The sequence below is a fragment of the Chitinophaga sp. CC14 genome (genome assembly GCF_048957795.1).
Classification (GTDB): domain Bacteria; phylum Bacteroidota; class Bacteroidia; order Chitinophagales; family Chitinophagaceae; genus Chitinophaga; species Chitinophaga ginsengisegetis.
The window spans coordinates 766,877-780,338 of the sequence record NZ_JARBFY010000005.1 but is presented as its reverse complement, the minus strand read 5'-3'; the positions used below and the strand labels follow the sequence as shown (position 1 = coordinate 780,338).

12 protein-coding genes and 1 tRNA gene are annotated in these 13,462 nt (G+C 47.0%); 4 read left to right on the top strand and 9 right to left on the bottom strand.

Features of this window, described 5'->3' with window-relative positions:
• Positions 1–28: 28 nt before the first annotated feature.
• From urtE to PV783_RS22650, 7 genes are all read right to left on the bottom strand, one after another.
• Entirely contained in the window at positions 29–742 is a 714-nt protein-coding gene (urtE, locus tag PV783_RS22680) for an urea ABC transporter ATP-binding subunit UrtE (protein WP_420989681.1), read from the bottom strand.
• Positions 739–1,494, bottom strand: a complete 756-nt coding sequence (gene urtD, locus PV783_RS22675; protein ID WP_079472568.1) for an urea ABC transporter ATP-binding protein UrtD — start codon at positions 1,492–1,494, stop codon at positions 739–741. Before urtD ends, urtE begins: the two co-directional genes overlap by 4 nt.
• A 1-nt stretch (position 1,495) precedes the next feature.
• Positions 1,496–2,575 carry an urea ABC transporter permease subunit UrtC gene (gene urtC, locus PV783_RS22670; protein WP_420989680.1) on the bottom strand — a complete coding sequence of 360 codons (1,080 nt, stop codon included), beginning with the start codon at positions 2,573–2,575 and terminating at the stop codon, positions 1,496–1,498.
• 11 nt (positions 2,576–2,586) lie between these two features.
• Positions 2,587–4,230 (bottom strand): urea ABC transporter permease subunit UrtB, encoded by a 1,644-nt coding sequence (gene urtB, locus PV783_RS22665; protein WP_420989679.1) that lies wholly within the window; start codon positions 4,228–4,230, stop codon positions 2,587–2,589.
• 53 nt (positions 4,231–4,283) lie between these two features.
• Positions 4,284–5,591 (bottom strand): urea ABC transporter substrate-binding protein, encoded by a 1,308-nt coding sequence (gene urtA / locus PV783_RS22660; protein WP_079472570.1) that lies wholly within the window; start codon positions 5,589–5,591, stop codon positions 4,284–4,286.
• 45 nt (positions 5,592–5,636) lie between these two features.
• Positions 5,637–6,926 (bottom strand): hypothetical protein, encoded by a 1,290-nt coding sequence (locus PV783_RS22655; RefSeq protein ID WP_079472571.1) that lies wholly within the window; start codon positions 6,924–6,926, stop codon positions 5,637–5,639.
• 532 nt (positions 6,927–7,458) lie between these two features.
• Positions 7,459–8,052 (bottom strand): 2OG-Fe(II) oxygenase, encoded by a 594-nt coding sequence (locus PV783_RS22650; protein ID WP_420989678.1) that lies wholly within the window; start codon positions 8,050–8,052, stop codon positions 7,459–7,461.
• Positions 8,053–8,229: 177 nt separating this feature from the next.
• Here PV783_RS22650 and PV783_RS22645 point away from each other — a divergent pair, with 177 nt between their 5' ends.
• The 3 genes from PV783_RS22645 (at position 8,230) to PV783_RS22635 (ending at position 9,781) form a co-directional block, all read left to right on the top strand.
• Positions 8,230–8,598 carry a YccF domain-containing protein gene (locus tag PV783_RS22645; RefSeq protein ID WP_111579207.1) on the top strand — a complete coding sequence of 123 codons (369 nt, stop codon included), beginning with the start codon at positions 8,230–8,232 and terminating at the stop codon, positions 8,596–8,598.
• A gap of 63 nt (positions 8,599–8,661) precedes the next feature.
• Positions 8,662–8,862, top strand: coding sequence for a hypothetical protein (locus PV783_RS22640; RefSeq protein ID WP_079472574.1), 201 nt, complete (start codon positions 8,662–8,664; stop codon positions 8,860–8,862).
• A gap of 244 nt (positions 8,863–9,106) precedes the next feature.
• Positions 9,107–9,781, top strand: coding sequence for an ester cyclase (locus PV783_RS22635; protein ID WP_420989677.1), 675 nt, complete (start codon positions 9,107–9,109; stop codon positions 9,779–9,781).
• 23 nt (positions 9,782–9,804) lie between these two features.
• Here PV783_RS22635 and PV783_RS22630 read toward each other — a convergent pair whose 3' ends face one another.
• Positions 9,805–10,383, bottom strand: coding sequence for a YdeI/OmpD-associated family protein (locus PV783_RS22630; protein ID WP_079472576.1), 579 nt, complete (start codon positions 10,381–10,383; stop codon positions 9,805–9,807).
• A gap of 116 nt (positions 10,384–10,499) precedes the next feature.
• On the opposite strand from PV783_RS22630, the gene PV783_RS22625 reads away from it, so the two are divergent.
• A tRNA-Lys gene (locus tag PV783_RS22625) sits at positions 10,500–10,572 on the top strand.
• A 321-nt stretch (positions 10,573–10,893) separates the two neighbouring features.
• Here PV783_RS22625 and PV783_RS22620 read toward each other — a convergent pair.
• Positions 10,894–13,266: an arylsulfatase gene (locus tag PV783_RS22620; protein WP_420989676.1), complete on the bottom strand. Its 2,373-nt coding sequence runs from the start codon at positions 13,264–13,266 to the stop codon at positions 10,894–10,896.
• Between the last annotated feature and the right edge of the window lie 196 nt (positions 13,267–13,462).

Below are 13,462 nucleotides of genomic sequence, written 5' to 3'. Positions count from 1 at the left end.
AGATAAATAAAACCCACGCCCGGTAGCATCATACCGCAATATGTTTTTCCAGTTCCGAGTGCTTCAGCTCTTCCGCGGTGCCATCCAGCACCATCCGGCCACGATCCATAAAGTAGTAGTGGTCTGTTACCTGGTTGGCAAAGTCTATTTTTTGTTCCACCAATAATACCGATAATCCCTTTTGCTGTACCAGCTGTTGCAGGATACTGCCAATTTCCTGCGCAATGGAAGGCTGTATACCTTCTGTAGGCTCATCGAGCAGCAGGAGGGAAGGGTTGCTGACCAGCGCCCTGGCAATAGACAGCTGTTGCTGCTGTCCGCCGCTGAGGTTACCGCCTGCGCGTTTGCGGAAATCTTTCAGGATGGGAAACAGGCTGTAAATCTCTTCTTCAGGGATCTTTGCCTTCCGGTCGGGATGCGCTTCCAGCCCCAGCAGTAGGTTTTCGTACACTGATAGCTTGGGGATAATTTCCCTGCCCTGTGGTACGTAAGCAATGCCGGCCTTTGCCTTTTTATGCGGCGGCAGCGCTGTAATGTTTTCGTTATTGAAAAGGATACTGCCTTCCTGCGCGGGCAGCAGTCCCATAATAGTTTTGAGCAGGGTGGTTTTCCCTACGCCATTGCGGCCCATCACCGTAGTAACGGCGCCTCTTTTTACAGAGAGGGTGGTGCCGCGCAAAATGATGCTCTGTCCGTATGCGGCAGAGATATTGTTAACAGTCAATACCGGTGTGTTCATCATAATGTTTCAAGTTGAGCGTTAGTACGGCCTAAGTAGCAATCTATTACCCGCTGGTCATTCTTAACTTCCGCGAAAGTGCCTTCCATCAATCGTTTGCCGCGAACCAGCACGGTCACCAGTTCGTTGGCTATCTGTTCTACAAATTTCATATCATGTTCAATCACAATGATGCTGTGCGCTTTGGATAATTCCAGCAGCAGCGCCCCCGTTTTCTCCGTTTCTTCATCACTCATGCCGGCGGCAGGTTCATCTATCAGCATCAGGGTGGGGTCTTGCAGCACCACGATGGCAATTTCCAGCCACTGCTTTTGTCCGTGCGAAAGATCGCCGGCCAGTTTATACATCACGTTGGTGAGCGATAATTTCACAGCCACGCTATGTATCCTGTCGGCCAGCGCTGGCGTGGATTTGAAGAAGAGGGAAGAAAAGATATCTTTCTTCATTTTGGCTGCCAGCAACAGGTTGTCGTGCACCGTTAGCCCCGGGAATACTGATGGCTTCTGGAATTTACGGCCTATACCGGATTCCGCGATCTTTACTTCAGTTTTCCCTAAAATGGATTTGCCGTTGAAGAATATTTCTCCTTTGTCTGCTTTTGTTTTTCCGCAGATGATATCGAGGAAGGTGGACTTACCCGCTCCATTCGGACCAATGATCACACGTAGTTCTTTATCGCGCAAGCTGAAATGATCCAGGTTCAGTGCATGTACACCGCCAAATGATACCGCCAGGTTGTTTACGTTTAGTAGCATATCAGTGGGTAGTTTGAGGTGTTTTAAACCGGGTAGGGGAAAATCTTTGTTTGATACTTTCCAGCAGACCCATAAATCCTTTGTCGAAATATAATACCGTGATCACAAACAGGAAGCCCAGTATAAACAACCACGAATCCGGGAACAAACTGGTACAGATGCTATAGAGGAAGTTTACCAGCAAAGCCCCTAGCACGGCGCCTTTCAGGTTGCCCCTGCCACCGAGTGCCACCCACATCACCATTTCTACCGATGCCTTTACATCCATACGGCCGGGTGTGATGATACCTGTTTGCGGCAGGTATAGCATACCACCTACGGCGGCTAACAGTGCCGCCACTACGAAAACAGCCAGCTTGTAATCCACGACCTTATAGGCCGCATAGCTGATGCGCGATTCGCTGTCGCGGATGGCCTGCAACACTTTCCCGAACTTGGAGTTGGTGATCCGGTAACAGAAAAAGTAAGCGGCGCACAATACCGCAAAGGAGATCATGTACAGTGCCAGTTTTACGGAAGATGAGGACAGGCTGTAACCCAGGAGGGTGTTAAAATCGGTAAGACCGTTGGTACCACCAAGATTGGTTTCATTCCGTAAAAAGATGAGCCACATCGCCAGCGTAAGCGCCTGCGTGATGATGGCCATATACACGCCTTTGATCCGGCTTCTGAACAGCACAAACCCCACCACAAAAGCAAAGAGGGCGGGGATCAGCAGGCATAGCGCCAGCGACCAGCCAAAGGAATGAAACGGTTGCCAGAATAACGGTAACGTATCTATTTTATTCCACGCCATAAAGTCGGGCAATACGGCGCCCGCCGCCACTGTTTTCTTTAGCAGCAGGTGCATGGCAATGCCATAGCTGCCTAAGCAAAAGAAGAACGCCTGGCACATGGAAAGGATGCCGGTATAACCCCAGATGAGATCAATACCCAGCGCCGCTATTGCAAAGCAGAAGTACCGCCCCCAAACGGAAATGGTATTCACGGATAAAAATCCCGACAGGTAACCTGCCGGCAACAGGATCGCAAAAATTGCGATGAATAAGATATAATACAGTGGATTGTTTTTCGTTTTCATATACCCGGTTTTTAATCTTCCGCAACGCGGCCTTTGTCAGGAAATAAGCCTTTGGGTTTATACTGCATGAACAGCATAATAAACACCAGGATAAACACTTTGCCGTATACCGCCTGGAAAAAGGACTCTGATATTTTGGTGAAGAAGCCAATGCCTAACCCGGAGAAGATAGTGCCGGCGAGTTTGCCCACACCTCCTGTTACTACTACCAGGAAAGAATCTACAATATAAGTTTGTCCCATATCGGGCACCACGTTGCCAATCAGTGTAATGGCACAACCGGCCAGTCCGGCCAGCCCGGAGCCAATAAAGAAAGTGATGGATGCCACGCGCCTGGTTTCTATGCCCAGGCAGGCGCTCATCTGCCGGTTTTGTGTAACCGCCCTGATCTGTAATCCCAGCCTGCTGCGATAAAGCATCAGGTATGTAAACACTACCATCAGCAGCGTTAGCACAATAATAAAAATGCGGTTATAGGGTAAGGTGAGATGTGGAGATACCTGCCATCCTCCGGACAGCAGCTGCGGGGTTTTCACCGCCGTTAGATCTCCGAAAAGTAAACGGGCTGTTTGTATCAGTATTAAACTAACGCCCCATGTTGCCAACAGGCTTTCCAGCGGTTTGGCATACAGGTGGCGGATTACCAGCCGTTCCAGTATCCATCCCATTGCGCCTGCTACCATGAAAGAAAGCGGCAGTGCGGCGAGGAAGAAAAGATCTGTTTGTGGTATGCCCAGTGTATGGGTAAAAAATACCTGCGTGCAATAAGTGGTGTAGGCGCCTATCATCATAAATTCGCCGTGCGCCATGTTAATGATGCCTGCCAGTCCGTATACAATAGAAAGCCCCAGTGCAATCAGAATAAGGATGCTGCCAAGACTCAACCCACTGAAGAAATTCTGGATCCTTTGGAGGCTGTCGTAACGCTTCTCCAGGCTGATGGCCTGTGCGGCGGCATAGTGGGCCGTTTCCTGGTTTAAGAACCCGGCTTTGGCGTAGTTCCGCAGCATCACGGGTGCATTGTCGCTCCAGTTGTCGCCGATACTATCAATATATGCTTTGGCGGCGGCGGTGCTGGTGGCGCTGTATAAGCGGGCGGCGTAGAGTACATCTTTACCGGTACGCCGTGCATCGGCATTGGATTCCTTTGCCAGTGCGGCCTGCAGGATGCTGAGTGTGGCGCTGTCGCCGGTATTTTTCAGCTGTGTATATGCCAGGATCCGTTTTTGCGCATCGTTGCTGAAGAGGTTCAGCAGCGGTGCTATACCTGCCAGTTGCAGCCGGTCGGCGCGCGGGATGTCTACCGTTTGCAGGGCGGACAATGGTAACAGCAGCGGTTGCCCGCTGCTGTTGGTAAGGAGTATATTATCGGGATAAAGGGAATAAAGCCGGTAGGTTCCTTCTCCGGTCGGTTTGCTGTCCACCGTTACCGCTTTATGATCCAGCAGGTACAGCTTTTTATCATTGATCGCCATCAGCAAAGGAAAGGTGGCCGGTATCCGGAGAGCGGCCAGTCTGCCAATAGCCTGTGTGCGCACGGAGTCGTTGGGTGGTTGCAGCAGCTGTGCGGTGTAAATGGAAGCGCTGTCCTGTGCTGCTACTTTCAGCGGCAGCAACAGTAAGCAGCACATCAGCATCCGTAAGGAGATTTTCATCGCGTCGTATTTGATAAGTTGGAAATAGCCTGTCTTTTGTAAAAGGTATCCGCCTATTTTTTGGCGTAAGTACCGTTGTGGTTTACCCAGTCGCAATCTTTATCCGGAGAGGTTAATGGCGACCATGGTTGCGGATCCACGAGCCCTTCAGATTTCCAGATGATATCAAATTGTCCGTCGGGTTTTATTTCGCCGATCACTACTGGTTTTGCCAGGTGATGATTTCTCGGGTCCATTTTAACCAGTCCGTCGGGAGAAGGGTAATCCAGTCCGTATAATGCGTTGCGTACTTTTGATACATCGAAGGAACCTGCTTTTTCAGCGGCTTTTGCCCAGAGATAAACACCGGTGTAAGCCCAGCAGATAGGATCGTCTGTTACTCTTTTATCGCCGCCGGGTAGTCCTTTTTTCGCGCAGAAGGCTTTGAAGTCGGCTACAAACTTTTTGTTTTCGGGCAGGTCGTTCGACTGGAAGTAGTTCCATGCTGCGAGGTGTCCTACCAGGAATTCCGTGTCCATAGAGCGGAGTTCATCTTCTGCCACAGAAAACGCCATGATGGGGCAGGTAGCGGAAGAAAGGCCCTGGTTGGCGAATTCTTTATAGAAAGGCACATTGGAATCGCCGTTGATAGTAGAAAGGATACAGGCTTTACCATCTGCTGCAAAGCGTTTTACTTTAGAGATGATGGTTTGATAATCCTGGTGGTGGAACGGCGTGTATTCTTCAATGATATTTTCTTTCGGGATGCCTTTGGAAAGCAGGTAGGCTTTCAGGATTTTGTTGGCAGTGCGGGGAAACACATAATCTGTTCCCAGCAGGTAAAACTTTTTATAGCCGCCGCCTTTTTCGCTCATGAGGTATTCCGCCGCCGGGATCAGTTGTTGGTTAGGTGTGGCGCCGGTGTAGATCACGCTGTTGGAGCATTCTTCCCCTTCATATTGTACCGGGTAAAAGAGGAGGCCATTGTTCTGCTCAAATACGGGCAGCACTGATTTGCGGGATACGGAAGTCCAGCAACCAAATACGGCAGATACTTTTTTATCGATCAGCAGTTCTTTGGCTTTTTCTGCAAACAGGTCCCAGTCGGACGCCGGATCTACAATCACTGGTTCTATTTGTTTGCCGAGCACGCCGCCTTTGGCGTTGATTTCATCTACCGCCATTTGTACCGCATCTCTTAAGGATACTTCAGAGATGGCCATTGTGCCGCTGAGGGAGTGGAGTACGCCTATTTTAACTGTTTCTTTGGCAGTGGCAGAGTCGCTGCTGCCGGCTTTCCCGGCGCTGTTATTACAGGAAGAAAAGAGTGCAGTGGCGCCGAGTAGCAGGATGGGTAGTTGTTTCAGGAAAGCGTTTCTCATGTGTTGTATTATTTTATAAAGAAGATGAATGAATGCGTATGTCCTTTAGAAAATGAAGAATTGTGCCTGTAGCCAGAGTTGTCCGAATGTTTTTTTCGTGTAGTCGTCGGCGATAGCAGTAGCTACGTTGTAGGTACGGGTGGTGTAGGAGAGGCGCAGGTTGGTACCGGTGCCATTGAAGAAGTAGTTGAGTCCGCCGCCCATTACGCTGCTGGAGTTTATCTTATCAAAATTGGCAGGCTTAACGGCGCCGGCTTGTGCGGCATCGGCGCTTACGTCCTGGTTTTCGTACCTGATCCAGGGCTGCAGTTTTGTTTTTTTGAAGTAGTAGCCTAGTTCCAGGAACTGAACGGTTTGTTTAGGGATGAGGGTGGCAAAGGAGTATTTGGAATCCAGTTTGGTGCCACCGGTCATATATTGGAACGCGGCATTTACAGTGATGGAGCCGGCGTTGCCCAGGGGATGATCAAAGAACACATCTGTGCTGAGGTTGTAGTAGGTAGCCTGTGCATCGACGCCCGCGCCCCATGCCAGGGTTTTGCCGTTGCCCAGTTTGGTACCGGCGTAGTAGTAGTCCTTTTCCGCATCGAGGAAGTTGTATGCCACGCGGCCTACGGTACGCAGGGGTGCGCCGCCATCTACATTACGGCCGGTGAAAACCCCGAGCCGGTATTCCAGTTTATCGTTGGCGAGGAATCCGCGGGCGTTGATTCCCAGGTCGCGGCCAAAATTTCCCTGCAGCGGGCTGTTGGCAAACAGGTTATAAGGGTACTGGAAGTAGGTGAAGTCGTTGGCCATTAAACCGGCGGCGCCCTGTAGTCCGTTACGGTTGTTGGACACCAGTTGCATCCCTGCTACGAGCTGGAAGGCGTTGGTAAAAGTGTATTCCAGTTGCGCGTCCAGTATGATGGGGGATACCTTTACATTCTTCTCCCCGTTGGATTGTATGCCGATGGGAGAAGGGATTTCCGTTTCCATAAAGAAGCTGGCTTTTTTCGTAAGCTGACCACCTACGAGTACCCTGGCGCGGTAAATGGAAAATCCCTTGTTCCAGTCTTTCGCTGTTTTATCGTTGCTGGGGGCGCTAAACCCGGTTTGTTCGCCGGAGGCGAACATATGAACAATGGCGCCTACCTGGATAGAGGGCTTGAATGGTAAGTCGGATGCCTGGAAAAGGGTGATGGCTTTTGCGCTGTCGTTGCTGGTATTTAAAGAAGCGGGGAGTTCAATTAAGTAACTGCCTCGTTTTTTCTTTTTAGGGGGATCGTTGTTTTCGGCTTTCGCAATAAATGGAGCAGCGGCAAGTATGAAGGCAAATGTGGCTGACAATTTCATAAAATAAGTAATTAAAAATTAGATAATGTACTTAAGTACTTTTTTGGTTGATCGATCAGTATACTTAAGTATAAAAGTAGAAGATTAATTTACTTAATTCATATAATTTTTATGAAAATGGCTAAAATTTGTATGAAGTGTTGATAATAAATGTATATATATTTTATTGTAATATAATTTAACGCATAGGTTATTACTTAATTAAGTAGATTGATTTATAGTGTATTAGGGAATGATAAAAAGAACCAGCCATCATTTATGCCTGTCTGCGATTTCTTCTTACTATTAACATTATATAATTATATTATATAAATTAAGAAGGGGTGCTACCGGTAATGAAACAGTATGTAAAGGCTATTGCTGTAATACTCAAACGGTATGGAACCGGCAGGCGCCATTATAGGATAAGCCGTAGATAAGCCGTATATGAGCCGTATGTAAGCCGTAGATAACCTGTACCTATATAGATACGGCTTATCTATGACTTATCGGTGTTTGCGTTATGGGTGTAATAGGTGTACCTGGGGGATCGTCACCGTTTCAGCCAGCCGGTGATGCTTAATCTGGGTTTATTGGTAAGTTGTACTTCATGCTCCAGCTCACTGCTTTTAAAGAAAACGGTTTTTCCGCTGCTGGGGTCTACCTGTTGCGCATCGCCATTGGCGTGGTAAATAGACAGCTGTCCGCCATCGGCGGGTAGCCAGCCGGCGTTGAGGTAGATGATCATGGAATACTGCCGGCTGTCGTTGTTGCGGAACTGATCCAGGTGTTTCCGGTAGAAACTCCCCGTTTCATACAGGGTGTAATGAAACTCGTACCCGGTAATGCCGGTGTAGCAGGATTGGTTCAGGTAAGCCACAAAGGCGTCCATCACATCAAAGAAAGCATTTTCATGCGCGTTGTTGTGTTGCCTGTCGAGCCAGTAAATAATATCCCCGCGTACGGATTTGTCCTGGTTCACCAGTGGTTGGTTGCCGGTGCCTGCCGCCAGCATGCTTTTTTCTGAGTGAAGATGTAACAGGTTTTCTTTTAAGTCGTTGGAAAGCTGACTGCTTAAAAAATTTTCTGAGATACCTACTTTGCTTTCAATGAAGCTGTTAATTAATGTGTCAAAGGCCTGTTGCAAAAAGAGGGCGTGCTTATAGGAACAGAATTATCCCTATTCCGGTGAAGGTAGCTGGAATAAAAAGATTTTATTTCAATATTTTTCTCCCGGTAGTTATTTCTTCTCTGTTAAATCGTTTTTTGGGTAGAAGTTATCAAGTGTATTCCAAATGTCCCTTAACCTTTTTACATTTGAAAGATGAACTTAATTGGTAACATCATCTGGCTCATCTTCGGAGGCTTTGTTGCGTTTATACAGTATATGGTCAGCGGCTTTCTGCTCTGCCTCACGATTATCGGTATTCCGTTCGGGTTACAATGTTTTAAGATAGGCTTCTTTACCTTGCTGCCATTTGGCCGCCAGGTGAGGGATGTGCCGGGGCAAACGGGTTGCCTGGCTACGATCTTCAACATTATATGGATCCTGATCGGCGGCGTGTGGATTGCGCTTACGCACTTGTTTTTTGGCCTGTTGCTCACCATTACCATTATCGGCATTCCCTGGGGCCGGCAGCATTTTAAGCTGATGAGCCTTAGCTTCACTCCCTTTGGAAAGGAAATTTTCTAACGGTTGTGTATGCCGCTGTTGGCATGACTATTGGATTTCTGTTTCCGGACTAAAACCTGAAATATGAAAAAGATATTGTTTGCAGCAGCAGCTGTAGGTACTGCAGCCTCCCTGGTTATCTTATATCTCAGAAAACGTCAGCAGGGACAGGATTTACTGGAAGATGCGAAAGATTCCGTAAAGAAATCTGCCGGCACTATGCGCGACTACGTACGTAAAGCGAAGGCAGAAGCCAATGGAATTTATAGTAATGCAATGGGGTAAATCAGATAACTTTTTGAAAAAGCGCGTCCGGCCACCGGGCGCGCTTTTTTTATCCAGTTGAAATTAAGTCCGGTTGATTCCCCGGAAAACACTAGGTTTACAGCATATTTACTTTCACTACATATCTCCTCCCGATTACCCAAAATCGGTCTTTCCCGGAAAGGAACAGGGTTTCCTTTCTCTGATATTTCTATTCTATTTTAATACAAACAGGTGCTTACGGCACATTTAACCAGGCAAATACATGTCATCAATATCCAATAAGGCCATTGTACTGGCCGCACTCAGGCGCCTCATCGGGGAGCGCAATACCAGCGTAATAGACACTTATCTTCATGATTCCTATATTCAGCACAGTCCTATGGTAAAAGACGGCAAGGCCGGTTTGCTGGAAGCGCTTGAGCAGCTGAAGCAGCAGCCCGCGCCTGCGGAGGCAAAATCGCCTGTAGTACGCACCTTCGAAGACGGGGATTATGTAATGCTGCATATGGCTGTAGCGTTTATGGGCAAAAATGTGGCCATTGTGGATCTTTATCGCCTCGAAGAGGGGAAGCTGGCGGAGCACTGGGACGCCACACAGGAGCAGCCGGAGAATGCCTCCATAACAGAAGGCGCCACAGAAATTACCGACCTGCATCTCACGGCAGGTAATAAGGCAATTGTGGAACAATACTTCCGGAAGCCTGATGTGGCGCTCCTGTCGCCGGATTATTATTCGCACAACGTGAATACTCCCGGATTGGCAACCCGCAGGGTTCACCGCATCATAGGAGAGGGGAACTTTGTAATGGTGCAATCTTCCACTGCGGATGTTGTTTGTTACGATATATTCCGCTTACAGGAAGGATTGCTGGCGGAACACTGGCAGGTAGCGCAGGCCATTCCTGAAAGGATGCCGCATAATAACGGCATGATATAGTTTTTTACAGCTGGAATGGCCGGTCAGTGAAACTTTTCCTGCCGTTCCAGCTTTGCAATGAAATCGACAATACGCTTAGCCCTTGTTTCAGGCTTTTTCGCATTTTGTAACCGGAAGTAGATAGCGAATTTATTTTGCTTGTTCAGGGTTTCAAAAAAAGCAGCTGCTTTTTTGTTCTTCTTTAATGCAGCCATAAAGTCGTCCGGTATGGTTGCTTCACTTTGGGTAGCATATGCTTTTTCCCAGCGACCGTCGGCTTTAGCCAGTTCCACCTGGCGGATACCTGCAGGCTTCATTTTTCCTTCTGCAGTAAGGCGTGCGATATGTTTGGTATTTCTTTCCGACCAGATGCTCTTTGGGCGTCGTGGTGTGAACTTCTGTATATAAGAGGTTTCATCAACGGACTTCGCCATGCCATCGATCCATCCGTAACAAAGTGCTTCTTCGAGTGCCTGGGCGTAATTAATGGAGGGGATTTTGGAATCTTTTTTATACATGCGGAGCCAAACGCCATCTTCCTGCGTATGGTGCTTAGCCAGCCATTTCTCCCATTGTTGCTGGGTTTCGAAGAAAAGTTCGGGTAGTTCTTTAGGAGTTGCCATAGATATAAAGATATGGGTTTGATCAGCGTGTATGCATGGCAGTTAGTATTTTTTTTCAGAAAAATTTGGAAGTTTTAAATTAATTCATACTTTTGCGCTCCCATTAGATGAATAACGATTCCCTAGCTCAGTTGGTAGAGCAATACACTTTTAATGTATGGGTCTTGGGTTCGAGTCCCAAGGGGATCACTGGAGAAACTTGAAACCTGCACTAGTTGCAGGTTTTTTGTTTTAGGTCTATTTGTTAGTCTATCAAAGTGCGAATTCGCTATTCTGCTTTACTTAGTTTTATTTGGGTTGACTTGTCTATATGAAGATACTTCTTATTTAATTCTTTTGTTACAACTAATTCTCTCGTAAAAAAGCGTGTTATTTTAAAGTTAGTAAGCTTTAAAACAACACGCTTTAGGCAAATCGATGATTACAATATAATTGATCTTAGATCTTCCCGGTAAAAATTTAGATTATCTCTTCTCTCTTAATACTGTCAGTTTTACCCGGAAATCATTATCACTTTAAATCAATGGTGACTTTTTCGATTTTGCCGCAGAACTTAAATGGCATTTTATAAGTCCAATCAACGGGGGAACCTACATCTTTTCCGATGTCCATTCCTTCTACAATTGAGAATTGAACTGGAATAGTTCTTTCCAACCGTCCTTCCGCTATTTTTTCTCCATTGGCACTCATAGTGATCTTTCCACCTTTGCCCATTCCGCCACCATCGTAAACAAAATCTACCACTAAATTAGTTTTGCCTTTGGGGAGTGGTTGTTTGGATGTTAAAGTTATATGGTCTAAACCCAGATAATTGTAGGTGAAAACAGCCTTGCCCGCGCGTAAATATAGGCCATAACCAGCCTGCATTCCTCCATGTGTGATGATGATGCCACTATCCCTTGTATCTGAAAGTTCAAGTACGGCGGTAATGGTCCATGATTTATTGAGCATAGGCGGTGCAGCTGCATCTGGAACACCATTGGTCCCGTTATAGTAAGTCATGGACTTACGCCCGCCAATTAAACTTGGTCTGCCCATAAGTTCCGCATTCATCCTGGGGTTGGAGCCGCGCCAGTCTAACGGCAATACATTGTATTTAGCTGCTTCAACCCACCATATATCTTGCATTTGGCGAAGTTTTTCAGGATATTTCTGTGCGAGATCATTCGCTTGCGTAAAATCCTCGTCAATATTATAAAGTTCCCACTTTTGCTTATCTGGATCAAACGCACCTCGTACGGCTTGCCACGGCGGAAAAGAGAGCGCAGATGCCATCCATCCATTATCGTAAAGTCCCCGGTTAACTCCCAATTCAAAGTACTGGGTATTATGACGCCCTTTGGCGTTAGCGCTGTCAAATGTGTAGGCAAAACTGATGCCTTCAATAGGTTTCTGCGCTATGCCATTTAGTTCTCGTGGTGGTGTGACGCCGCATACTTCATATAGGGTGGGAACAATATCGATGACATGTGTAAACTGGCTTCTGAGTCCCCCCTTATCTTTTATTTTGGCTGGCCAGTCAATGATCAATGGATTACGTGTGCCGCCGAAATGACTGGCCACCTGTTTGGTCCATTGGAAGGGAGCATCCATTGCCCATGCCCATGCTGAAGGAAAATGATTGTAGTGTTTAGGACCTCCCAGTTCGTCAATCGCCTTTAAATTGTCCTGCCACTTTTCAGGATGGCCATTGAAGAATGCCATTTCATTGATAGAGCCTTCAATACCTCCTTCGGCACTGGAGCCATTGTCTCCGGCTATATATACGATTACCGTATTATCAGCATCCGGCAATTTTTTCACAGCCTCCACAATTCTTCCCATCTGATCATCGCAAAAAGAACCGTATGCAGCAAATACCTCCATCATGTGAGCATACAGCCGTTTTTGATTCGCATTCAACGACGCCCATGCCGGCAAACTCTCGGGTCGGGGTGTGAGCTTTGCATTAGCGGGAATCACGCCAAGTTTTTTCTGTCGGTCAAAGGCTTCTTCACGATATCTATCCCAACCCATATCAAATTTGCCTTTAAATTTTGCTATCCAGTCCTGGGGTGCATGGTGAGGCGCGTGGGTAGCGCCTGGCGCAACATATAGAAAAATAGGTTTATCGGGTGCGATGCTCTTGGTCTTTTGCATCCATTCAATGGCCTTATCCGCAAGATCTGTTGTCATATAGTAATTTGGATCTGTTGAAGCCGGAACCAGGTTCATGTTTTCATATAGTACCGGATTCCAATGATTCATATCTCCACCATTAAAGCCGTAGAAGTAATCAAAGCCGAGACCATTGGCCCAGTGATCAAAAGGGCCTACATCACTGGTCTCCCAGGTGGGTGTGTTATGATTTTTGCCAATCCATGCCGTAGCATAACCGTTTTGTCGTAATACTTCGGCTATTGTACCGCAACTTTTTGGAAGAATACAGGTGTATCCTTCATATCCCGTTGCCGCTTCTGTAATACCTGCAAATGCAGCAGAATGGTGATTCCTGCCGGTAATAAGTGAAGCCCTGGTAGGACTGCATAATGCCGTTGTGTGAAAGCGATTGTATCTTAATCCCTCAGCAGCGAGTTTGTCCATGGTGGGAGAAGGGACGCCTCCTCCAAAAGTACTGAACTGCCCAAAACCTGCATCATCCAGCAATATCAATACAATATTCGGTGCTCCCTTTGGCGCCTTTACTGGTTGAGGAAACTGCGCTGGATCGGATTCAAGGTAAGTCCGTCCAACATGCCCCTTAAATTGAAAATCCGGTCTGGGGAGAATGTTCGAAGTTCTCTTCCCGGCAGGAGTTGTGCTTTTTTGATCCTGGGCGCTGGCTGATTGAAAGCCCCCAATACTAATTAGAAAAAGAATGCAGACAATTATCTTCTTGCTCATATTTAAGGATTAAAAGATTTAGCTATCACCACATACAATAAGACCTATATCGATCAGTTGTCCGTGTTGGTTGAAGTATTTAAAACCTAAAATGATGAGTTAGCTAATTGAATATGCCAGGAATAGAAGTCAGGGTTCTCAGCGCTCATTTTTAACAGACATATTGATAATATGTTTTGATCGCCACTTGGATTTT